This is a genomic window from Anaerovibrio sp. JC8 (assembly GCF_002100115.1).
GTDB lineage: Bacteria > Bacillota > Negativicutes > Selenomonadales > Selenomonadaceae > Anaerovibrio.
Genome location: NZ_ANBM01000006.1, coordinates 170,467 through 192,701 on the forward strand (window position 1 = coordinate 170,467; position 22,235 = coordinate 192,701).

A 22,235-nucleotide genomic window follows, 5' to 3' on the forward strand; every position below is an offset into this window, starting at 1 on the left:
TTATTCTCCTACCTTTTTCCAATCATTTTCCTTGTCGATACGAATGCTTTTTAAGCCATAAAACTGGGCAAACATATTGGAGCGGTTATCCTTGGGCTTGTATTCCAAATCCGCCCCGTAAATCAGGTGGTATATGGTCATGGACCGTGGCCCAAGCCATTCATCCAAATCATCCTGTATATATAGGGCAGGAACCACAATTTCATCATCGTTGCGGTGCTGCTCTATATACTCCATGCGTCTCTCCCACTGACGGGCATTGGAGGTTTCCACGTATAGCGCCCCCATCAGTGATAGCACCACATATACAAAGGTGACCATTCCCAGGCCCCAAAGTGAATTGCGCCACACTGCAGACAGCCGGCATTTTTCCCTTAGGAATGGTACGCATTCCTTAAGGGCCGCCGTGGAAGCCACTGTCAGAAACATGGTGGAATGAAAGCCCGTATGCACCTTAAATTCGGGGGCAAACATCATCAGGCACAGTATTTCCATGCCGGCCCCCGCAAAGGCCATAATATAATGCTTCACCTCACGGGTCTTTTGCACTTTCATAAAATATATTATCAGAGGGAGAAGCAAAAAAGACTCCCAAACAAAAATCGGCAGGAACCCCTCGGTGAAGTTTCTGTAAAACATTTCCGAGGTAAAGAGCTTTTCCGCTGCCAATACGTATTCCGGCTCGTACTGCAGCATGAATTTTTCACGCATAATGGAGCCCGGTGCCAGCATCAGCAGCAAACAGCCTATAACGGCTCCCGCTGCCCCCGCCACCATCCAGTGCTTAAGGTGCCCCTCCTGACGGTAGAAAAAGAACAATGCCAGCCCCACCAGGGTCAGTGTAACCAGACTGCCCCCTTCCTCTGACCAGCCGGCCACAAGGCCCAAAAGAGCCATGACCAGTATGGACCATTTAGGCCATTGCCGCCCAAAATCCCCGTTTCTGTAGGCCAGTGCGTAGGGCAGCAAAAAGGCACACTCCCAAAGGCCCGTCCACAGATAAACGCAGGCCCCTGTCATCCATACCATGGTGGTAATGTAATCAAATACCCCAAAGTGAATACACAAAATAACCCACAGAAAACAGCCCTTGGCCTTGGCAGGGGACACAATTTTTCCCATGGCCAGCCAATAGACAATCGTCATCAGCAGCAGACAGGCAGCAGTGTTGGCCATATCGAAGCAAGCCATGTCCTGCCAGGCAAAAAACTGAATTATCAGCATGGAGAAGGTGCGCCCGCCCCATGTAAAATAATGGGTCCATTGAGAGGCAAAAACATCACCTATGCTTGCAATCTTCTGCCGTGGGCCTATATCATCCATAAGATTGCCACCGTGCTCCGGGTCCCATATAAAGGCATAGGAATAGTCATCCCCCACCATGGGCATAAGGTTATTGCGCCAGAAAAATATTATGCCCACAATAAGCAATATAACCTGCCAAGGTATTTTTTCCCACGTTTTAGCAATCCAATTCATCCTTGAGCCGTACCCTTATATACTCTGCTGATCATAATAAACAGCAATGGAATAACAAATACACCCAAAATTGTGCCCACGGTCATGCCGCCTACCACAGCCACACCCATGCTGCAGCGGGATACACTGCCCGCACCGTCAGCAAAGGCCAGCGGCAGACAGCCCACCACGAAGGCAAAGGATGTCATTATAATTGGCCTGAAACGCAATTTGGCAGCAGTCATCACCGCCCGCAGAGGGGCCATGCCATTATCCACCCGCAATTTGGCGTATTCCACTATTAAAATCGCATTTTTAACCGTCAGACCTACTATCAGGAGAATACCAATCTGAACAAAAATGCTGATAGGCTTATCAGCCACGGCTACCCCCAGCAGGGTGCCGCCGATTCCCAGCGGTACAGACAGCAGCACCGCCACTGGCAGGCTCCAGGACTCGTAAAGAGCCACCAGACAAAGGAACACAAACAGAATACCCAGTGCCAGAATATAAATAACCTCACGCTGAGCCTTTTTTTCCTGCAGGCTGTCCTTGGACCAGGCCATACGGAAGCCAGTTCCGATTACCTTGCCCGCCGCTTCCTCCAAAGCATCCATAGCCTCTCCGGAGGAGTAGCCGTCGGCAGCGGTTACATTGACCTGTATGCTCCGTACACCGTTGTAGCGGCTGATATAGCCCGGGCCCACGCCCTTGGAGGAATGGACCAGACTGCTTATTGGCACCATTTCCCCGTCCTCGCTGCGGACAAACAGATAGCGCAGATCCTCCTCGGTTTCCCGATAGCCACGGTCAGCCTGGATAACAGTCTTATATACTTGGCCATAGCGGGTGAAATCATTGACCTCCTCCCCACCAAACATGGCTTCCATGGTGGTGTAGATGTCACTTATATTCACCTTTAATTCCTTGGCCAGATCCTCATTTACAGTAAAATCAGCATAAGGGGTATTGATGGAAAAACCGATTTCCACCTCATCCAGCTCCTCATGCTTCTGGGCCTCCAGATAAAGGGCCGTAGCCAAATCGTTAAGCTCCTCATCTGTATGGCCGCTGACATCCATAATCTGCATGGATATATCCCTCGACAGGAACGGGGCCGCCACCAGCCCGTGGGCCTCCGGCACTGCCTTTTCAATAGCTTCGTTGGCAGCATCCACAATATCATCTGGTGCAATGCCCAAATCCTTACGTTCGCTCCAGTCCTTCAGTGCCACGAACATTATGCCCGCATTTGGCTTGGTGGTATCACTTAGCAGATCGGAGCCGGCAATGCCCACAATATTCTCGATGGCCTCATATTGCAGCATATTCTCCGTCAGCCTGTTAATGGCATCAGCCGTGCGGTTCATGGAGGTACCCTCAGTAAGATTAAGTCCTACCATGAAATACCCCTGGTCCTCCCCCGGAATATACTCCGTAGGCAATAACCGATAGCACAATATGATGCCCACGGTCATAATTGCCAGACCCACCAATATTGTTCTGGTACGTCTGATGCACCAGCCCAGAACCTTTAAATATTTTTGCTGGCAGCTTCTGAAATAATTTTGGAATCCCGCCAGTATTTTACTGTTTTCTACCTTATCATTCCAAATTGGCAGTATAAGCACACAGAGAGCCGGTGTGAGAGATAATGCCACAACGGCAGATATTCCCATGGACACGGCTATGGTCAGGGCAAACTGACGATACAAAATGCCTGTCATGCCGTCAAAAAAGGCTACCGGCAAAAATACAGCCAACAATACAAAGGCAATGGCCACAACAGGCTTCTGAACCACACCCATGGCCGCCCTGGTGGCTTCCTTGATATCCAGAATGCCTCTCTCCCGCTCCTGCATTACACTTTCCACCACCACTATAGCGTCATCCACCACAAGGCCGATGGCCAGAATAAGGGCAAAGAGAGTGAGAAGATTCAGGGTAAAGCCCAGCAGCTTAAAGGCGATAAAGGTGGCTATCAACGACACCGGTATGGCGATAATGGAAATAATGGTGGCACCACGGTTCTGCAAAAACAGGAACATGATTACCATTACCAGAAGCAGGGCCTCAAAAAAGGTATAGGAAACCTCCTGCATGGATTCAGAAATATATTTGGTGCGGTCCACCACTATCCTGCATTCCATGTCAGGCGGAAAGGCTCCTTCAGCCTCCTCCAATATATCCCGTACCTTGTTTATGGTCTCCAGTGCATTGGCATTATCCGCCAGAGTGATACCATAAGCGGCAGCGGGCTGGCCATCCACATAGGATAAATAACGGGTATCCCTTACCCCCTCACTGATACGGGCCACATCCCTCAGTCTGGTGGTGGCGCCGTTTTCTGACTGCAAAATTATTTTTTCAAAATCAGCGGGGGTCTTCTTGGTGTTCATTACCCGGCCGATTAACTGCTTTTCCTGAACATCCGTTGTCGGGAGCTTGCCCAAAGAGCCCACTGCGGGCCGGACATTCTGCTCCTCAATGGCGTTGGAAACATCACTGACAGTAATTCCCCTTGCAGCCATTTTGTCAGGCTGCAGCCATATCCGCATGGCATAATCCTCAGTGTACTCATCCACACCGCCGACACCGGAAACCCTCTTGATACGGTCAAGGAAATAGGACTTGGCGTAATTCTGCAAATACACGCTGTCATAGGTGCCATTAGGGGAGCATAAGGCCATAACAAAGATGGTATCCCTGGTATTGCGGGTCACCTGTATTCCCTCGGACTGAACCGCCTGTGGCAGTTGTGGAAGAATAGCCTGCAAACGGTTCTGCACATTGACGGTGGCAATATCACCATTGATACCATAATCAAAGGTCACGTTCAGCTGATAGCTTCCCGATGAATCGGAAAAGGAGCTCAGTGAATCAATGCCTTCGATTCCCCTTATTTCATTTTCGATAATTTTGGCCACTGTATCCTGCAGCACCTGGGAATCAGCCCCCGGATATGAAGTGGAAACACTAACCGTGGGCTGGTTCATGTTCGGGTATTCCTCTATCGGCAGCCTGATGACCGCCAATATACCCAACAGTGTCAGCAAAATAGCCCCTACTACCGCCTGCAGAGGGTGCCTGATAAAATATTGTGCCAATGCTTTTCCCCCATTACTTCCAAGACTAAAGACTGACTAATTCATTTCAAATACCAGCTTGTTTTCATCCCCGGCTGACAAATACTTGCGTCTATAGAAATCCTTGGTTACTGAATCAATAAAATAATCCCTAAAAGAGTATTGCCCCTCGTTAACTACAGAAAGAACATCATAGGGCTTCCCATTATCCCGGGCAATCAGCTTAACCGTTTGATTTGCGGCGTCCTCCAGCAAAAAGGAAAACTCCAGCTGAACCGGCTTATTCTGAGCCCTTTCCACGGCATTCAGCCCCACTTCCTCCACCAGAAGGCTGAGCCGCAATATCTTTGATTTGGGCAGTCCCCAGGCCTTTAATTCATCACGTACTGAATAGGATAAATTCATAACCTCTTCCATAACGGCATTTATATCATAGGAATACTGCCTTGCCATTTTGTCCCTGTTCAGCAGGAGGATATTCCCCCGTCCGGGCCATAGCCTTGTGATCAGCAGATTAAATAAAAAGGCCAGCAAATATCCTGCACCTACTCCCAGCCACATACCTTCCATGCCCCAGTCAGTTCCCAGGAGCATTCCCAAGATTGGAAATACAAGCAGCAGCATGGTTTTGAGGATAAGGCCATAATTGCGTTCCTCGATGTATATATAATAATTGCTGTAAATCAGGGTCGGCCCCAGAAATACCAGGAAAATCAGGACGCAGCGCAAGGAAGCAACTATCTCCGCAATAAGATAATCCTCATCCACGCCAAAGAGCAGCGGCAACAGGAAGGCAAATACGCCCACCCCAATGGCCACAAGCAGGCTCATGATAACTGTACAGGCTATACCCAGCTCCATGGTCTTGCTGACACTGGAATAGCTGCCCTCGGAATGATACTGGCACACCATGGGCTGCAGACAGTCCACCACGCCGGTATACAGGGCTATGGCCAATACCAGTACATTGGTAATAACAGTTACAACAATGATATGGCTCTCACCCCAATGGGCGATAACATACGAGGAAAATACCAAAGGAAGCATGGACAAATACAGGGTATCCGCAGAGTGGTAAAAGCTGTAGGCAAAGCTCCTTACAATTTCCCGAAAATTACAGTACCAGACAAATTCAAGCTGGCTCTTTTCGGAAAATAAAAAAGCACACTGCACCACACAGGATATGGTGGTCCCGGCTACAGTTCCCAAGCCGATGCCAATGGTTCCCAAAGCCTTGCACAGAATGATATCCGATATAATATTGGCCACAAAGGCAATGGATGAGGCCCTGACGCAGACCTGCTCCTCCCCCTCCTGTATGAGAAAGGTGTAGAACAAAATATTTAAGAACACCACAGGAGGCAGCCATTTCAGCCCGTCATAATAGCCTCTGGCATAGGCCATATAAGCCGGTGAAATCTCCCAAAAGGACAGCAGCTGCTCCCGAAAAATACTTAACAGCAGACTCAGCACCAGCCCCAGGCCTACGGACAGCATTATGCCCTGGCTAAATAGGCGGTTGACCTTCTCCCTGTCCTCCTGCCCCTGGGCATAGGCCGCCATCATTCCCAGACCATCTGCAATGAGATAGCTCACAAAGAACAATATGGTCAGCAGTGGAAAGACCAAGGACATGGCCGCCACTGCATCATCATCAATAAACTGTCCGGCTACGATGTTATCCGACAGCATAAGGATATAGGACAGGGTCATGGCCACCATGGCTGACACGAACACTGAACGAAATCTGGTAGAAATAACCGTTTTCTTCCGCAATATTGAGAGAAGGCTCATGATAACAGCTCCAGCACCGATTTATCCTTTTCCTGCAGGCCCTTGATCATTTCATCCACCAATGTGGCAAAGCGCTCCATCATTCCCTCAGAATAACGGCTGGCGTCATATTCCAGCTTCAAGCGGTAGGAGCCGTCATCCTCGCACACCACATGGATGTCCAGTGAATTTTCCACCGCCGAGGCTTTGTTTTGCGGCAAATCCTGGATTATGGCCACAGTGCCGCAAAGTGGGAATTCACCGCTGACATTGCCCATTATATTGCCCTTCTGCAAAATAAAGGTGGCACATTCATCCTCCAGCCCCTCATTATACACAGTTTCCAGGCAGTCACGATACTGGAAGCCCTCCGCTACCAGTCGCTCCAGATCCTCAAGGAAATAGCCGACACTTATATCCTTGTCAAAATCATATCTTACCGGTATCTGGATAAGCATCAGCCCCATCAGCCGCATTTCCGCCCTGGTGGTGCGCCCGTTATGGACATAGCTCATGATGGCATTGCGGCTGCCGGTGGACTTGGCAATGGCCAGCATCATGGCTCCCAGCAAAAATATATGCTCAGGACATTTTGTTTCCTTTAAAAAGTTCTTTTTAATGTTCTGCAGTGTAGCAAAATGAGCATTAAAATTCCAGGACCCCTCATTTTTATCACTTGGAGGAAGATGTTTACTTTCATCAAAATCCGTCAGCATTTTGTGCCAATAGGCTGCCCCGGCCTCATTCTTCGGTTTGGCACATTCCTCTTTTATATACTCCGCATAGCTATATGGAGGCTGCTTTACCGGTTTTCCCAGATAGCGGTTGTCCAATTCACGGAAAAACAGCAATGCCGTGGCCACACCGTCCATTATCACATGATAGAAATCCACATAGAGATATTTCCCCGACGGGGTGATTATCAAATAAATACGGAACAATGGTCTGTCTATAATCTGATATGGCTTCTTCAGCTCCAGCTTGCGCTTTTCAAACTCCGCTTCCGACAGGGACTCAATCCGTACCTTGGACAGGGTTCCGTCAAAGCGTTGGGATATTTCGCCGGTTTCCGGATGGAACAATATACGGCAACGGAAAATATCATGGGCCGCCAGGGTATCATTGATAGCCCCTGCCAAACGCTCCATATCAATGGAATCATCCAACTTGGCCAGACCGCCTTCGTTCATCATGGTAGAATTGGCCTTCTGGAAATGGGTGTCCATCATCCAGCGCTGGATCGGACGGAGCGGATAAAATCCTCCCAGGCTGTCCTGGAGTTCCCCCTCCTCATCCTCCTGACCAATGTGAACAATATCCACAAACCGGTTGAAGCCAGTCATGGAAAAGACCTCGTCCACCTCTTCCTTTGGATTTACCACCTTGAATTTAATATTTTCCCGGTCCGCCCACTTTTTGGCCAAAAGGATGGCACGCAGCCCCGCCGATGACATATACTCCAGCTGGGATAAATCAACCTGGATTTCAGCAAAATCACGGGTCAAGGACTCCAGCTTACCATTAAATTCCGGAGATGTATTGGCATCCAGCCGCCCCACCAGCCTTGCCACCATCACGTCATTATTGGCATCATTTCTGTTTATATTAATATCCAGCTTCATATTATCTTACCCTCTTTACGTCATTTCTTACCTAACAACAGTTATTTTTTAATTATAACGTAATTTTACAAATTTTTCCCACATTTTCCTATGTGAAATTTTTTTGTAATACATCCTTTTGCTGTTCGTATGTAATAAACGAGAAAAGAAATTCATCTGCTATCTGCTATTTGATAGAAAGGAAAACAAGATGAAGAAATTGATGTATTCCAACAACAGCAATTTATCACTGCCATGCTGCATTACTGATGATGCAGTCCTAGTTTCCGGCAGCGCTGCAGCCCAGGACAATGTTTTGGCCGGATGCCAGCTTCAGGCTCAGATGATTTACAATATGGCCATAGCCAAGGAACCCTACATCACCATTGACATGCTGGATATAGCCCATAAGCTGGGCACCACCATGGTGGGTTTGGAAAATTCCATCAAGACAGCCTCCAGCATCAAGAAAAAAATTGACCGTCTCACCAATGATGCACTGCTGGCCGGGGAAGAGCCAAAGCAGGATTACGCCTATGTGGCCGAATTCGGTGACCTTCTCCGCTATACCGAGCTGGTTGACCACGACGAAATGGCCGGCAAGGCCCGTGAAACCGTGTTGCTCCTTGAGGATAAGGGGTACACTCTGTACGAAATCGACAACAAATATCTGAACCAGCAGGGCCGTTACAAGGCGGTTCACCTTAATGTTCTGAGCCCATCGGGCCAGACCTTTGAAATACAGATTCATTCCCGGGAAACCATGGAAGCCAACCAGTTTACCCATAAGCTCTATGAGGAATGGCGCAAGCCTGAAACCAATGCTGAGCGGAAAGCCGCTCTCTATTCCACCATCAAGCGTACCTACGACAATCTGCCATTACCTACGGGAATCTTCCAGCTGGAAAACTACAAACGGGCTATATAGGCCCGTTTCATCAAGGAAGCCGCCTGGCACAGCGGCTTCTTTTTTTTATGTAAAAATTTCTATGAAGCAAAATACTTTGCCTCATCCGCAAATAAAAAGGACCAGAGATTTTCTCTGATCCATCCTGAAATACAGTTATTTTTTTATAAAGGTGTCCATAAACTTATGAAGCAGACGGTGCATGATCTGCAAATCCTCCAGCTCCATATCTATGCACTGGCCCATTTTTTCTGGAACCGAAGCCGCTTTGTCCTGTAGCTGCCACCCCTCATCGGTAAGGGTCACCACAAGGCTGCGCTCGTCATCCTGGGATCGCTGACGGGCCACAAAGCCCTTCTTTTCCAGGGTTTTCAGCACCGGTGTCAGGGTTCCGGAGTCCAGATAGAGAATATCCCCCAGCTCCTTGGCGGTAAGCTGCCGGTGCTCCCACATGGCCATCATGGTAATGTATTGGGTATAGGTCAAATCCAGCTCATCCAGAAATGGCTTGTACCTGCGCACTACCTCCTTTGAACACACATACAAAGGAAAACAAAGCTGGTTGCTTAATTTTAACTGTTCATAATCTGCCATGGGGTATCTCCTTGGATTTAATATTTTTTACTTGCAAAGCTCTGGGGCATGCTCCTTGAGAAGCTCAGCCAATACCTTGCCGTGATTCATCTCCTGGCCCATAAATACCTCCAGCTCATCAGCAGCCTCTGGTATACCGAGCTTGCGCAGGCCCTCGATCATCTCAGGCATCTTCTCGTCAGCAGAGGCCTCCAGCTTCTGGATTTCTGCCACCATTGGCCAGAAATTCTGGTCATACTTGCCGTTCAAGGCTGAGAAAAAGCCGGAGTGAATGGACTCCTGCATAGCAATATTATAAAACTTCTTGGCCACTTCTGGCAAACCCTGCTCTCTGGCCATGCGGGACAGGAACTGATACACCATTGCTCCGTCGCTCTCAGCCTTGGCCATATACTCCACTACCTCTTCCATGGCAGTGCCTTTAGTCTTTCCGAAAATGCTCATATATAACTCTCCTTACCTAAATTAAATTGTGTACAATTAATTTGATGCATTTATAATAATTCAACCTCAAATAAAAGTCAAGTGTGAAATTTAATTTTGTGCAATTTGTCTTTCCAAAAATAAACAGACGCCATATTTGACGCCTGTTTCCGTGATATCAGCTATGATCAGATTTTAAACCTGCCCCGCACATGGACAGCAATGCCTCCTGAGGCTTTCCATATTTTTCACAATAATGCTCATAGCCCGCATAAACAGCAGCCGTGGTATGCTCGCAGTAAATGCCCTGTCTGGATATTTTCATCCTGGCCGGCAGGATCATGTCCTCTGGAATTGTTATACCCTGTACATCATACTTGTATATATACTCCAAAATTTCCTCGCTGCGCATTGGTACACCAATGGCAATACCCTCTGCCAGCGTTCTTTCCACCGGCTCTATTTCCACATCAGCCAGCTTTTTCTCCATGGCCTTTACAAAAGGCTGGCATACCTCACTTTGAACTATAACCACCTGAGGCATCTTTGCTATGGCCCCGCTGGCCAACAGCTCCTCCAGCCCCTTCATAATGCCAATGAACAGGGTTCCATTTCCCAGAGGAACAAAGATGTGATCAGGAATTTTGCCCAGCTGCTCATAGGTTTCATAAATATAAGTTTTTGTGCCCTCGTAAAAGAATGGATTATATACGTGGTTGGCGTAGCATACACCCTCCTGCTCCACCTTGGCCCGGCAAACATCAGCGCAGTGATCCCGATTGCCCGGCACCACTGTAGCCTTCGCACCATGGGCTTCAATCATATTAATTTTCTTGTCGGAAGTCCCTTCCGGCACGAAAATCTCACACTCTATACCAACCCGTCCACAATATGCTGCCACACTGTTGCCGGCGTTGCCGCTGCTGTCCTGCACCACCTTTTTTACACCCTGGGATTTCAAAAAGGCCACCAAAACTGCTGCGCCTCTATCCTTGAAGGACAAAGTCGGCATGAAATAGTCCATCTTAAAATAGGTATGCTCATCAAAAGGAATGATTGGGGTCATGCCTTCCCCTAAGGTGACTTTTTTCCAGGTATCATCAGTCAGTGCCATGAATTTTCTATACCGAAACAGACTCCAGGTGTTTTTATCCACCTGTGACAAGTCAAACCTTGGCGGCTGATAATCCAGCTTCCACAAACCGCCACAGTCACATTTCATCTTTTTGGTGGTAACTTCTTCACTATGACCGCATTTTCCACAAACATACTTCATTTGTAACTGCCCCCTTCAAAATTACACCAAACTGTACTTATCTTTTTCCCCGAACCTCATCCAAATAGCTGTATACAGTGACTCTGTTGATGCCCAGGCGTTCAGCCACCTGGTCAATGCTGCCTTTTAGTTGGAAAATTCCCCTGGAATCCATAAAGCGGATTTTTTCGATTCGCTCCTCCCGGCTAAGAGCGGTAACATCACAGCCAGCCAAAATATTGTCTACCAGGGCCATGACCATTTCCTCCACCCTTTTGCCCTTTCCTTCGTTTTTAGTTGCCGGTGGCTTAGGCTTTGGCATAAAGCCTTGCAGATATGCTATCTGCTGCTGGGTGTGTGTCATATCCAGATTTATGCACAGGGCTCCAATAAGCCTGCCATCGTCATCCCTTATCAACGCAGAAGAGGTACGGATGAGCCTGCCATTTTTTTGGAAAAAATCATTTGCAACAAAATCTTCCTCAGCCCCTTGGGTAATTGCCGTTTTCACAAAATGCTCAAAGCCCTGACCTATTTTTCTGCCTGTTACTGTTCCGTTGGCCACATACACTACACTATGCTCCGGATCCGCAATATCGTGGAGCACTACTTCACACTCATCCCCAAATGTTTCTGCCAACATATCCGCCATCGGAATATAGGCCTTTAATTTTGGATTCACTATTATCCCCCATTTTACTTAAGCTTTGGAATTTCAGCCATCGCTTCAATTTCCACCAAGGCACCGCCATGCAATTCCCTGCTGGGCACCACTACTCTGGCTGGCTTGTGGGTCCCAAAGAATTTGGCATAGGCAGCATTTACCTCATCCCAATACTCAACATTGGGAATATACACATGACACATTATTACATTTTCTTTTTTAAGGCCAGCGGCATGCAGCACTAACTCAACATTATGAAGTGCATCAAGGGTCTGCTGGGTTATATTGTCAGCTAATGGTGCCCCCGTTTCGTGATGTACAGGGAGCTGCCCCGATATATACAGCATACCATTGGAAATAACGCCAGGCACATAGTGCCCCTTGTTTTCCAGCTTGGAATCAATAGTAATACTTTTCATCCTATTTCACCTCCAAAGCATAAAGGTCAGTCCGCCGATGCTTAATTAATGGCAGTTGCTGCCTGATAGCCTCTGTTTCAGATAAATCCAACTCTATTAGCTGATAGCCCTCTTTTTCATCCATTTGGGCTATTACATTTCCCCAAGGGCCAACGGCAATGCTGTGTCCCCAGGAATGATAGGTGGCATTTAAATCCCGGGCTGGGGCAGTCCCGATGGCAAAGCATTGATTGAACATGGCCTGGGAACGGTACATCAGCTCCCAATGGGCCGGGCCAGTAGTCATATTAAAGGCTGCCGGTGCAAAAATAACCTTTGCCCCCTTTAGCACCATTAAACGGGCCAATTCCGGAAAGCGAAAATCATAGCATATACACAATCCCATAGGTCCAAATTCTGTATCAAACACAGTTACATCCCGACCAGCAGTTAAGGTATCTGATTCCTTGAAGGATTGTCCCCCCTTGACATCTATATCAAAAAGATGCATTTTGCGGTGTTTGGCGATTTGCCTTCCCTGACGGTCAAAGACATAAGCCGTATTATAAACTTCGCCAGCTTCTCCCTGCTCCGGTACCGACCCAGCGGATATGTAAATACTGTATTTTTTTGCCAGGGCAGCACATTTACTCCAGACATTTCCTCCTTCCGCCTCGGCATAAAGAGGGAAATTAGCCGTTTCATAGGGACAGCAGAACATTTCCGGCAAGGACAAGAAATCTGCCCCCACCTTAACAGCCTGCTTACAAGCTGCTTCCAGTGTCTTAATCGCCTCATCTTTACTCGGTGATACCATCATTTGCGCCTGTAATATCTTCACCCTTCACGTCCTCCTTTTCCCTTTTACTTCAACTCAATTGCCTCTACACAATTTTTCCGCGACAGGCAATTTCAATTTCATTTACCACCTTATCCCCGGAAATAAGATATGCTTTTTCATACAGATTACATACAGGACATATATGAACTGGTATTATACGAAGCTTGTCCCCTATTTCTATCTGATCATGAAAACCTTGGTTATTAATAATTCCATGTTCATCAAAAACCTTATCAATATGTACCTCTGGATATTCATATATGGTTCCTAAGCCTGGAGTTGCACAAATTCCTACTGTTCTGCGCTGCATAGTCAGCCCCTTGGCCCCCACATCCACAATTATCCGTTCACTGGTGGGTTTACTTATAACCGTCGCAAGAACAGTGGCTGCACATTTATCCAAAGTACCGACTGCATTCCCCTGAGAAGCATCCATTAAGGAATATGTACCCGGTCTAAGCTCGGTAATTCCGTCCAAAATTTCTACTCCATTCATGAAAGTAGGTGTAGCACCATAGCTGACGATTTCACATATCATTCCATGTTCTTTTGCCATATTTGCAAAATAAATTGTCCTTTTCTGGGCATATTGGGCAATTTCTTTTAATTGATGAATATTTTCGGCACCGTAGCTGTTACCGTCATGGGAAAAAATGCCACCAAATTTCACAAATTCACACTTTTTTAGTTCTTCCAACAGATTGATAAAATCCTTATCTTCGATAATTCCAGAGCGATTTTCTCCGACTTCAATTTCAATAAGCACCGGAACTGAAACATTGTAAGCTGAAAAAACTTCTTCTGCCGCCGTAATATGGCACACGGAATCAACACCAAAGGAAATCTTCACACCACTTCTGGCCAGTTGGGCAATTCTGTCCAATTTAGGTTTACCCACTATCTCATTAGCTATAAAAATATCCTTTATGCCATGCTGAGCCATACACTCCGCCTCGCCTACCTTGGCTACCGCTATTCCACAGGCACCAGCTTTCAACTGCATCTTGGCAATTTCCGGCATTTTGTGTGTTTTTGTATGAGGCCGTAAGTTAACCTTATTTTTATCAGCATAGGACTGCATATACACTAAATTTTTCTCCAGTCTTTCCCTGTCAATTAACAAAGCGGGAGTATCTAAATCTCTATACAACATGTTCAGCCCTCCTAAATGAAAACTTACAAATATTTTATTTGCCATCATTTTATATATTTTTTTATACGGTGTCAATCAAAATATATTTTTTTATATAAAAATATACTGGACAAACAGTCCTCAAAAACTGTTCTATCCAGTATATTCAAATACAGTATATTAATTTTGTGCCGGCAATGTGCGCCACAGAATAATCCCCAATACGGAAAAGCCCAACATAATATAGCCCAAGCCCAAAATAAAATCAGGCCATGGCAACGTTCCGGCCAACATTCCTACACTTCCAAAAAAGGTTTGAACGAAATTTATCATGGCAGCAGCGGTACCAACATTTTCCTTTGTTTCCCGAAGCAGTATATCCATACTGAAAGGTCGTACCATAGACTCAATGACAGTAAAAGGCAAAAATGACAATAGGAAAAAAACGGCCCCCATTTTGCCACCAAATAATACAGCTGCCGTGCTTATAATTGCCACCCCAAAGGAGAAGAGGATCAGCTGGTCATTTGTAAATTTACTTTTAATTCTAATGTATAGGATCGGACCCAAAACCGCCATAGCAGAGTTTATCGCAAAGAAATAGCTGTATTCCTGGGCTGACAGCCCAAACTGCTCAATATACACAAAGGAGGATACCGCCAAATATGCCATATAAGGTGCTGCCAGCAAAGAAAACATGAGCAACAGCTGCATAAATCTTCTAAACTTGAGCAATTGCCCCAGCAAGGAAAAGGATTTTAATAAACTACCCTGATAACGCTTCTCTGACGGTAATGTCTCAGTTAATAAGCACGCAAGGATCAGGTTGATGATTCCCAAGCCTGTAAGCAGATAAAATGCTCCATGCCAGGAGGTGACCGTCAAAAGCAGGCCTCCGACAATTGGGGCGCACATAGGAGCAATAACCCCCAGGGCCTGGCTGATAGCCAATATTTTTGTCATTAGCCTGCCCCTGAAGCATTCCTTGATCAGTGCTGTTGCGACAGTAATAACCGCACCTGCCCCAAACGCCTGCAGAATTCGCCCGGCAATTAAAACATAAATACTTTCAGCTAATGCACAGCTGAGGGATGCTGCTGTATAAAGCACAGTACTAAATATAAGCACTTTTTTACGTCCATATTTATCGGTTACTGGGCCAAAAAATACAATACTTACAGCAAATACCACAAAAAATGCCGACAGGGTCAACCCCACAAGAAAACTGTCTGCCATGAAATAATCTCCCATTTCCGGCATAGCAGGTAAATAAAGATCCGTAGACAGGGGTATAAACATATTCATAAATGTGATAAACCCTATCAGGGCCGGATTGTTCAAATGCTTCTGTCTTACCATAAAAACCTCCTAATAAAACAAAAAACCGGATAAGACTACGGCAGTGCCGCCATCTTATCCGGTATTATTAATACCCTCCGATGAGTACGTTGGATATGATAACACAGATATATTATTTGTCAACAGTTTTTATTCTTTTTTTAACGGTGAACCCTTCATTGAAAGTTTTTCCTTGGCATAACCCTGTAAATCATCCGTTTTTTCCACCACTTCCTCAACATAGGCTTTAATGTCCTTCTTTAAATCCTCCGTATCAGCAGCAGACATTTCACCTAATTTTTGAAAAGTTCGTTTGTTTTGGGCTGTAAATTCATAATCATCGTCATATTTGCGAAAAAGCAGCCTCATCATTTTTCTGCGCAAAAACTTTTCCCTGATTATATTTTCCCTCTCCTGAATCCAGGCAACAGTAAGCACCACCAAAAGCAGTATGCCCATATAGCCCAGCAGTGGATACATATAGTAAACCAGCTTGGTAAAACCGCCAAAGCTGCATATATACCCTACTGCCACAATACATATCAGCAAATAACGCATCTTTTTAAGATTATTGCCGGCAAACCGGCGGGCAGTAGCATAATACAGACTAAAGGCTGTATTAAAAATCAGGGCAAAAATAACCATCGCATACACCACAGCAACACCCGGATGAATATTGTTGACTATGAGCAGCATGGGAATTTCCGCATCCTTAACCTTGTCCAAATTGGCAAACAGTGTCACTGCTGCACAGGCTACAATCAGGCCAATGATAGTACCGCCCAATGCACCGCCCTTTTCCGCATCACCAATACGAATTACGGAGCCTCCAAGCACAAAGGCCATTGATACGCCATTCATGGCACAAAGGGCAAAATAATTAATTACCGACAACCATATATTAGGCATGGTTGGCTCCATTGTGCCAGCCAATGTATCAAGATAAGCATAGTCATAGGACTTGTCCCAGAAGGTATAACACGCCAATGACATTATCATTACTACAATAATTGGCGTAAAAATTCCCAATATTCGCGTAATCTTTTCAAAATCCATAAAGGACACAACAATTACTGCAAGGGAGCACACCAAAGCCCCCAGCCAGCTGGCAATACCAAACTGCTGCTGCAGATTGGCTCCTGCCCCAGCTACCATAACAAAGCCCACAACGAAGCAGGATATTACCAAGGTTATATCAATAATACGATTTATGACAGGGTGAGTTATCTGCTCCAGCACATCCTGGTGGTTGCTTGACTGATAATGGGACCCCAGGGTAACAATAATCCGTCCAAAAATTATATTCAATATACCCAGCAATACTACTCCAAGTATACCCATTTGTCCAAAACACAAAAAGTATTGCAGCATATCCTGACCGGAGGAAAGACCAGCACCAACTAAAACGCCCACATAAGCCAGGGCAATAGACAACGCCTCTTTACTTATGTGCAAAAAATTCATGAAACCGCCTCCTAAAACAACAATTATTTTTTCATTATATAATACTTTACATAAAAATGTAAAACGAGACTCCGTTATCCCATGGTTCCAGGCAGGGAATTTATCAATGGATATAGAATTATTAAAAGGCAAGATTTGTGCAAGGAGGATTTTCTATGAATATTTTAAAAAACATTCTTGCTGATGTTTTTGACCTGCATAAAGACCGGGCACCCCTGGATGAAATTACCGAACGTATTTATTCCGGTGGAACTCTTAAGGGCACAAATATGTGTATCTTAATTCTGGCCATATTCATTGCCTCCATTGGCCTGAATATGAACAGTACGGCTGTTATCATCGGTGCCATGCTCATTTCACCCCTAATGGGGGTTATTATGTCTATTGGCTATGGTATGGCTACCTATGACGGTGAATATGTTCGCGAGTCAGTCCTGAAGCTAGTTTTTCAGGTCACCCTGTCGGTTATGACCTCGGCAATATATTTCACCCTATCCCCTATTGACACCGCTTCTTCCGAGCTGCTGGCCCGCACCGAGCCCACCATTTGGGATGTGCTCATAGCGATTTTTGGTGGTCTGGCCGGCATCATTGGCAGCACACGAATTGAAAAGAGCAACGTTATCCCCGGGGTAGCTATTGCTACTGCCCTTATGCCACCTCTTTGTACTGCAGGCTACGGTATAGCCGCCCATTCCCTGAAATTCTTTTTAGGGGCCCTGTATCTTTTCTTCATAAACAGCTTTTTTATCTGTCTGACAACCTTTATAGTTTTAAAATTAATAAAAATTCCAGCCAAGACCTACGTTACTGACGAGGCCTTCCGCAGACAGCGCTGGCAGCTTACACTTCTTGGTATAATTATTATTTTACCAAGTATGTACATGGCCTACCACAGCATTCGCTCCAACCTGGAGCAGGTACAGGCCCAAACCTATATTGAAAAAAATTTCTCACAAGGAAATCCCCAGGTGGTGGCCTACAATATTGAACCAGACAGTCATCGGCTGAATCTAACCCTTATCGGGCGCATTATAACCTCGGAGGAAGAAACAGAGCTGGAAAAAAATCTTCAAGGATATTCCTACTTTAATGGTTGGAGTTTACATATTGTCCAAAACGACATGTCCGACGCCGTCCGCTCTGAAGATGTGAAGGATCTCATCAATAACCAGTGGAAATCTGCCGGGGGATTATCCATAACCGAGGCCCAGGAGGAAATAAAAAAATACAAGGATTTAAGCATGCGGTACTCCACGGCCCACCAACGCTTTGAAAGCGACCAGAAGTTGCTTGAAAATATCCGAAAAAAAGCCCCGATTCTATTCCCCTACTTTGAAGGTATAGAAGGGGCAGCATTTGCCACCAAGGATAAAGATGGCAAGGTTGCCTACAGGAATTTCATCGCTCTTGTCACCTTGAAAAACGCCATAAACCAGGAAGAACAAGACCGCCTGCAAAACTGGTTAAATGCTGAATCAGACCTGCCTGTCACCTTAATTATTAAATAACAAAAAGGACTGACTGTTTAATGCTTTGATGCATACAACAGCTCAGTCCTTTTAATATTTTAGCCACCGTTTTAGCAGGAATGTTAATGCATGAGGGAAAGTATATATCACATTTTTCCTCTTGGTTTAGGCCTAAAAATCACATTTTTTATTACATTCTTTTCCCCACGATTTTCCAGGATACTATTCCAAATATCACGCCTAATATGGCTCCTGTCAAGACATCGCTGGGATAATGCATAAAAAGATATATCCGGGAAAAACCCATTACCACAGCCACGCACAGGGCCAATAGGGTCCAGAGATTTTTTCTGAACAGAATAAGAGCCGTTGTAGCGGCAAAAGAGCTAAAGGTATGCCCGGAAGGAAAGGAGTAATCATTGGCTGCCGGAATTACCGAAGCGACAGAAACCCCGGCATAGTCAATACATGGGCGCAATCGCATTACCAGGTGCTTTAGGGTTATATTGCCCACCAGCAGGGTAAAAAGCACCCCCAACAAAACGGCTACCCCGACTTTTCGATATTCTTTTTTTAAACAAAGAAGGACGCCTAAAAGCACCCACATCCCAGCATATTCACCAATAAAGGATATGAACCTCATCAGCGGTGTAAGCCATGGTGTAACCACCAAGTCCTGCACGGAAAAAATAATACTGCGATCCAAAGCTATGATACAATCCATATTTTACCTCTTACAAAATCAAATTAATAAGATAGCCTCTAATGGCTATCTTATTATCTGATTAATTATTACATTTTAAAATTCAGTTTCATATTTACTCAAAATACTTGGCCACCCTGTTCTGGACCTCCTGGGCATTCCAGAATGGCTTTTTCCAGAACTCCACAGCTCCCATGTCCAGAGAAGTCTGCTCCATCTGCACCTGGGCACTCATAACCACCACCGGAATTTCCTTCAGGGTATCGTCTGCCTTCATAAACTTCAACAGCTCCAGCCCGTTCATATCCGGCAGCACCAGATCCAAAATAATCAAATCCAGGGTCTCTCCATTGGCCCGCAGCTGTTCAAATGCCTGCTCCCCGGTGTAGGCATTAAGCAGTTCATACGCCTCCAGAATTCTGGACAGCAACAACTGATTAACCTCGGCATCATCAATAATAAGAATTCTCTTTTTTGACTGGTCACCCATTATACCGCCACCTATCCGTATATTCTTATTTAGCCTTATCATAGCACATTGAATATGTTGGCACAACACGAATATATTTAGGTTTTAGGCAGGAATAAATCATCTTGATGGCGAATAGGCAACATAATATATTTAGGAACAGAATGGGGTTTGCCCCCTTGAAAGGAGGATTTTCCATGCGTCGTTTTTTCACACCTCTCCTAAGCGGAATACTGCTCCTGCTGTTGGTTCTTTGTCCGTTGACTGCCCAGGCTGAAAAGGTCAACTGGGAGGACAAAGCCTATGATTTTACCAAAATCAAGGAGGCAATTATCCATGATCTGGTCATTGTGGATACCTCGGAAATTCCAAGTGACCTTACTGAAAAGGTAGTGCAGGAGGAATTCCTGAAAACCGCCGCCCGCCCTCCTTATAAGATGCTGCGTCCTGAACAGAACGGAGTTCTGCATCCATTGGAGGCGGCTGACATCTATGTGAAGGCAGAAATTTTGAAATGGCATGACGATTATTACATCAAACCGGCCTACACCGACTGGGAGACCCGCTCTGCCACCAGAAAGGTTAAGCGCTCTGATGGCAGCTGGTATGATGAAACCTATTATTATACTGTGCCTGTTTATCATCCGGCGGAAACTGTGTACACCTCCACTGTCCGGGTGAAGTTCGACGTGTATGACATGAAAACCGACAAGCTTGTTATGTCCCGTGACGAGCTCCGTGTAAGGGATGGTTCCTATCACGGGCAGGAGGGTATCTTTGGTCGTATCAGCAAGTCATTTTTCGATGACTTGGGGAAGAAGATAAAATCCGACAAAAATTAAGCAAGAAGTAAGGAGAAGCAAGTATGAAGAAAGTTTTGCAGCTGGTCAGCAATGACTTCGAGGATCTGGAATTGTGGTGTCCTGTAATGAGACTCAGGGAAGAAGGAGTCCAGGTGGACCTGGTGGCCGAAAAGCCGGGGCTATATCACGGCAAATATGGTGTGCCATGCGAGGTGGACATGTCCTTCAATGACGTAAGCGCCAAGGATTATGACGGCATACTGGTTCCCGGAGGCTGGGCACCGGACAAGCTGAGAAGATTCCCGAAGGTGTTGGAGCTGGTGTCTGAAATGGACAAGGACGGAAAGCTCATTGGACAGATATGCCACGCTGGCTGGGTTCTGGCCTCTGCCAACGTATTAAAGGGCAGAGAGGTCACCAGCACCCCGGGCATAAAGGACGATCTGGCAAATGCAGGAGCCACCTGGCTGGACGAGCCATGCGTGGTGGACAGAAATATCGTATCCGCCAGAAGACCGCCGGATATCCCTCAGTACATGAAGGCACTGGTGGAGGTTCTGGAAAAACAAAAATAATTAAAGCTGCTTTAAAAATTTTAGGCACCCTGTTTTTCAGGGTGCCTTTTCAAGTTCCTCTTTTATATCCCTTACCAGATACTGTATAAATTCCCTGCATTGGCCGCAGGACGTGCCAAAGCGGAGCTTTTCCTGAAGCTCATCAAAGCTTGTTATACCACTCTTTATGGCATCCTCAATCATGCCGTAGGTGATATTTTTACAGTGGCAGGCTTCTTTTTTTCTGTCCATATACACTATCCTCCAAAAACGTGATATAATATGTGTGAACTATAGTCTAAATTTTACTACAATTCAGACTAAATTCCTATAAAATGCAGAGAAAGGCAGAGAATACAAGGAGGTGTTTTCTATGCTGGAAGCGATTGGGCGCGTTGGCACAAGCTCAAGGCAACGTAATTTTCAGTTGGTTGCCCAGTACCGTGCCAATTACGGACGGAACCTGATGCCCTCAGATACATCGCCGCTGCAGCGTTCCCCGAAAAGGAATGATACCCATCATTCTTCCGGGATAAGCTCCAGTGATGCTATTGAAACTACCAGCATCAGGTCCAAACTAAAAGAGGGCCAACAACTCACCCGCATTGAGATGGACCATCTCAATGAAAAAAATCCAAAGCTTCATCGTCAGGCGCAGATTGCAGAAAATGCCCGGACAGACCTTGAGAACCAGCTGGCCAGCTGCCAAACCAAGGAAGAGGCCAGAAATGCTCTCATGAGTGCCCTCAACCAGGGTGCCGGCCGGACTGCCAAGGGCGATGAGGACAAGCAAATCATTGATAATCAGGCCAGTGAGGCCTCAGCCATCGAGCAGATGCTGACCACCCTCATGACCCAGATTAAGACCAGCCTTGGAGCCAGCACAGAAGCCGGCAAGACCGCGGAAATAGCGCAGAGTGCCAAGGCTATTCGTGCTGATGTCACGGATGCTACAGAGGCGGCCATGCCTTTGCCACCACTAAAGAGCACCGCACCGGCAGAGAATGATCAGGATATTCTGGAGACCTTCCTGTTCAAAATCCGGGCCCTGCAAAATGCATGGGACAAATTCGTACATACCTCTGACTACAAGGCAATGCCGGAGGGTATTGAGGAAGCCGGAAAGCAACAGCCGGACAGCCGGGTCATGGACATGATAAAGCTCTATAATCCAAATAAAATGCAGGCAAGAGTATCTGCTGCAAGCAATGTGGATATTGTGCAGTAAATATATATAGCCTTATGTTCTACCGTTAAACCTAAAAGGTGGGCGTCGATGACGTCCACCTTCTCTTTGTTT

At 46.1% G+C, this 22,235-nt stretch carries 21 protein-coding genes; 5 read left to right on the top strand and 16 right to left on the bottom strand.

The features are described 5' to 3' along the window. From D081_RS07895 to D081_RS07910, 4 genes are read right to left on the bottom strand one after another with little or no spacing between them, the layout of a single operon-like run. Positions 1 to 1,479, bottom strand: coding sequence for a DUF6056 family protein (locus D081_RS07895; protein ID WP_085023645.1), 1,479 nt, complete (start codon positions 1,477 to 1,479; stop codon positions 1 to 3). Continuing rightward, positions 1,476 to 4,565 carry an efflux RND transporter permease subunit gene (locus tag D081_RS07900; RefSeq protein WP_085023646.1) on the bottom strand — a complete coding sequence of 1,030 codons (3,090 nt, stop codon included), beginning with the start codon at positions 4,563 to 4,565 and terminating at the stop codon, positions 1,476 to 1,478. The genes D081_RS07895 and D081_RS07900 overlap by 4 nt, the downstream gene beginning before the upstream one ends. A 36-nt stretch (positions 4,566 to 4,601) precedes the next feature. Further along, a complete protein-coding gene (locus D081_RS07905; RefSeq protein ID WP_085023647.1) occupies positions 4,602 to 6,338 on the bottom strand; it encodes an MATE family efflux transporter in 1,737 nt (578 codons plus the stop codon). Next, a complete protein-coding gene (locus D081_RS07910) occupies positions 6,335 to 7,939 on the bottom strand; it encodes an anti-sigma factor antagonist (RefSeq protein ID WP_085023648.1) in 1,605 nt (534 codons plus the stop codon). The genes D081_RS07905 and D081_RS07910 overlap by 4 nt, the downstream gene beginning before the upstream one ends. 190 nt (positions 7,940 to 8,129) lie before the next feature. Here D081_RS07910 and D081_RS07915 point away from each other — a divergent pair, with 190 nt between their 5' ends. Then, complete coding sequence (locus D081_RS07915; protein ID WP_085023649.1) at positions 8,130 to 8,846, top strand: hypothetical protein; 717 nt, start codon at positions 8,130 to 8,132, stop codon at positions 8,844 to 8,846. 135 nt (positions 8,847 to 8,981) lie between these two features. On the opposite strand, the gene D081_RS07920 is transcribed toward D081_RS07915, so the two are convergent. The 9 genes from D081_RS07920 to D081_RS07960 all read right to left on the bottom strand — a co-directional run bounded on the left by D081_RS07920 (position 8,982) and on the right by D081_RS07960 (position 16,934). Beyond that, the gene (locus tag D081_RS07920) at positions 8,982 to 9,419 is read right to left on the bottom strand and encodes a MarR family winged helix-turn-helix transcriptional regulator (RefSeq protein ID WP_085023650.1); all 438 of its coding nucleotides are present in this window, start codon (positions 9,417 to 9,419) and stop codon (positions 8,982 to 8,984) included. Positions 9,420 to 9,446: 27 nt separating this feature from the next. Next, on the bottom strand, positions 9,447 to 9,863 hold the full coding sequence (locus D081_RS07925) for a ferritin family protein (protein ID WP_085023651.1): 417 nt from the start codon (positions 9,861 to 9,863) through the stop codon (positions 9,447 to 9,449). Between the two features lie 157 nt (positions 9,864 to 10,020). Continuing rightward, positions 10,021 to 11,118: a threonine synthase gene (locus D081_RS07930; protein WP_085023652.1), complete on the bottom strand. Its 1,098-nt coding sequence runs from the start codon at positions 11,116 to 11,118 to the stop codon at positions 10,021 to 10,023. Positions 11,119 to 11,155: 37 nt separating this feature from the next. Beyond that, on the bottom strand, positions 11,156 to 11,779 hold the full coding sequence (locus D081_RS07935; protein ID WP_085023653.1) for a transcriptional regulator: 624 nt from the start codon (positions 11,777 to 11,779) through the stop codon (positions 11,156 to 11,158). A 14-nt stretch (positions 11,780 to 11,793) separates the two neighbouring features. Continuing rightward, positions 11,794 to 12,180, bottom strand: coding sequence for a RidA family protein (locus tag D081_RS07940; protein WP_085023654.1), 387 nt, complete (start codon positions 12,178 to 12,180; stop codon positions 11,794 to 11,796). Position 12,181: 1 nt separating this feature from the next. Further along, positions 12,182 to 13,000, bottom strand: coding sequence for a carbon-nitrogen hydrolase family protein (locus tag D081_RS07945; RefSeq protein ID WP_233127455.1), 819 nt, complete (start codon positions 12,998 to 13,000; stop codon positions 12,182 to 12,184). A gap of 43 nt (positions 13,001 to 13,043) precedes the next feature. Beyond that, a complete protein-coding gene (locus D081_RS07950; RefSeq protein ID WP_198941972.1) occupies positions 13,044 to 14,201 on the bottom strand; it encodes an alanine racemase in 1,158 nt (385 codons plus the stop codon). Between the two features lie 111 nt (positions 14,202 to 14,312). Beyond that, entirely contained in the window at positions 14,313 to 15,491 is a 1,179-nt protein-coding gene (locus D081_RS07955; RefSeq protein ID WP_085023657.1) for a Bcr/CflA family efflux MFS transporter, read from the bottom strand. A gap of 129 nt (positions 15,492 to 15,620) precedes the next feature. Continuing rightward, the gene (locus tag D081_RS07960; protein WP_143272163.1) at positions 15,621 to 16,934 is read right to left on the bottom strand and encodes a hypothetical protein; all 1,314 of its coding nucleotides are present in this window, start codon (positions 16,932 to 16,934) and stop codon (positions 15,621 to 15,623) included. Positions 16,935 to 17,089: 155 nt separating this feature from the next. Between D081_RS07960 and D081_RS07965 the strand changes: the two genes are divergently transcribed. Next, positions 17,090 to 18,445 (top strand): DUF389 domain-containing protein, encoded by a 1,356-nt coding sequence (locus D081_RS07965; protein WP_085023658.1) that lies wholly within the window; start codon positions 17,090 to 17,092, stop codon positions 18,443 to 18,445. A 151-nt stretch (positions 18,446 to 18,596) separates the two neighbouring features. Here the strand turns inward: D081_RS07965 and D081_RS07970 are convergent, their stop codons facing one another. Then, positions 18,597 to 19,130, bottom strand: coding sequence for a phosphatase PAP2 family protein (locus tag D081_RS07970; RefSeq protein WP_085023659.1), 534 nt, complete (start codon positions 19,128 to 19,130; stop codon positions 18,597 to 18,599). Positions 19,131 to 19,224: 94 nt separating this feature from the next. Beyond that, entirely contained in the window at positions 19,225 to 19,599 is a 375-nt protein-coding gene (locus tag D081_RS07975; RefSeq protein WP_158087603.1) for a PleD family two-component system response regulator, read from the bottom strand. Between the two features lie 176 nt (positions 19,600 to 19,775). Between D081_RS07975 and D081_RS07980 the strand changes: the two genes are divergently transcribed. Next, complete coding sequence (locus D081_RS07980; protein WP_085023661.1) at positions 19,776 to 20,420, top strand: hypothetical protein; 645 nt, start codon at positions 19,776 to 19,778, stop codon at positions 20,418 to 20,420. A gap of 23 nt (positions 20,421 to 20,443) precedes the next feature. After that, positions 20,444 to 20,956: a type 1 glutamine amidotransferase domain-containing protein gene (locus tag D081_RS07985; protein ID WP_085023662.1), complete on the top strand. Its 513-nt coding sequence runs from the start codon at positions 20,444 to 20,446 to the stop codon at positions 20,954 to 20,956. Between the two features lie 36 nt (positions 20,957 to 20,992). On the opposite strand, the gene D081_RS07990 is transcribed toward D081_RS07985, so the two are convergent. Next, the gene (locus D081_RS07990) at positions 20,993 to 21,187 is read right to left on the bottom strand and encodes a (2Fe-2S)-binding protein (RefSeq protein WP_085023663.1); all 195 of its coding nucleotides are present in this window, start codon (positions 21,185 to 21,187) and stop codon (positions 20,993 to 20,995) included. Between the two features lie 121 nt (positions 21,188 to 21,308). On the opposite strand from D081_RS07990, the gene D081_RS07995 reads away from it, so the two are divergent. Continuing rightward, on the top strand, positions 21,309 to 22,163 hold the full coding sequence (locus D081_RS07995) for a hypothetical protein (protein WP_085023664.1): 855 nt from the start codon (positions 21,309 to 21,311) through the stop codon (positions 22,161 to 22,163). The last annotated feature ends 72 nt before the right edge of the window (positions 22,164 to 22,235 follow it).

Coding starts and splice junctions, on each gene's coding strand:
- D081_RS07895 (WP_085023645.1), bottom strand. CDS start 1,479: ATGAATTGGATTGCTAAAACGTGGGAAAAAATACCTTGGCAGGTTATA.
- D081_RS07925 (WP_085023651.1), bottom strand. CDS start 9,863: ATGAGCATTTTCGGAAAGACTAAAGGCACTGCCATGGAAGAGGTAGTG.
- D081_RS07995 (WP_085023664.1), top strand. CDS start 21,309: ATGCTGGAAGCGATTGGGCGCGTTGGCACAAGCTCAAGGCAACGTAAT.
- D081_RS07950 (WP_198941972.1), bottom strand. CDS start 14,201: ATGATGGCAAATAAAATATTTGTAAGTTTTCATTTAGGAGGGCTGAAC.
- D081_RS07980 (WP_085023661.1), top strand. CDS start 19,776: ATGCGTCGTTTTTTCACACCTCTCCTAAGCGGAATACTGCTCCTGCTG.
- D081_RS07990 (WP_085023663.1), bottom strand. CDS start 21,187: ATGGACAGAAAAAAAGAAGCCTGCCACTGTAAAAATATCACCTACGGC.
- D081_RS07915 (WP_085023649.1), top strand. CDS start 8,130: ATGAAGAAATTGATGTATTCCAACAACAGCAATTTATCACTGCCATGC.
- D081_RS07905 (WP_085023647.1), bottom strand. CDS start 6,338: ATGAGCCTTCTCTCAATATTGCGGAAGAAAACGGTTATTTCTACCAGA.
- D081_RS07910 (WP_085023648.1), bottom strand. CDS start 7,939: ATGAAGCTGGATATTAATATAAACAGAAATGATGCCAATAATGACGTG.
- D081_RS07970 (WP_085023659.1), bottom strand. CDS start 19,130: ATGGATTGTATCATAGCTTTGGATCGCAGTATTATTTTTTCCGTGCAG.
- D081_RS07930 (WP_085023652.1), bottom strand. CDS start 11,118: ATGAAGTATGTTTGTGGAAAATGCGGTCATAGTGAAGAAGTTACCACC.
- D081_RS07985 (WP_085023662.1), top strand. CDS start 20,444: ATGAAGAAAGTTTTGCAGCTGGTCAGCAATGACTTCGAGGATCTGGAA.
- D081_RS07920 (WP_085023650.1), bottom strand. CDS start 9,419: ATGGCAGATTATGAACAGTTAAAATTAAGCAACCAGCTTTGTTTTCCT.
- D081_RS07975 (WP_158087603.1), bottom strand. CDS start 19,599: ATGGGTGACCAGTCAAAAAAGAGAATTCTTATTATTGATGATGCCGAG.
- D081_RS07965 (WP_085023658.1), top strand. CDS start 17,090: ATGAATATTTTAAAAAACATTCTTGCTGATGTTTTTGACCTGCATAAA.
- D081_RS07960 (WP_143272163.1), bottom strand. CDS start 16,934: ATGAATTTTTTGCACATAAGTAAAGAGGCGTTGTCTATTGCCCTGGCT.
- D081_RS07955 (WP_085023657.1), bottom strand. CDS start 15,491: ATGGTAAGACAGAAGCATTTGAACAATCCGGCCCTGATAGGGTTTATC.
- D081_RS07940 (WP_085023654.1), bottom strand. CDS start 12,180: ATGAAAAGTATTACTATTGATTCCAAGCTGGAAAACAAGGGGCACTAT.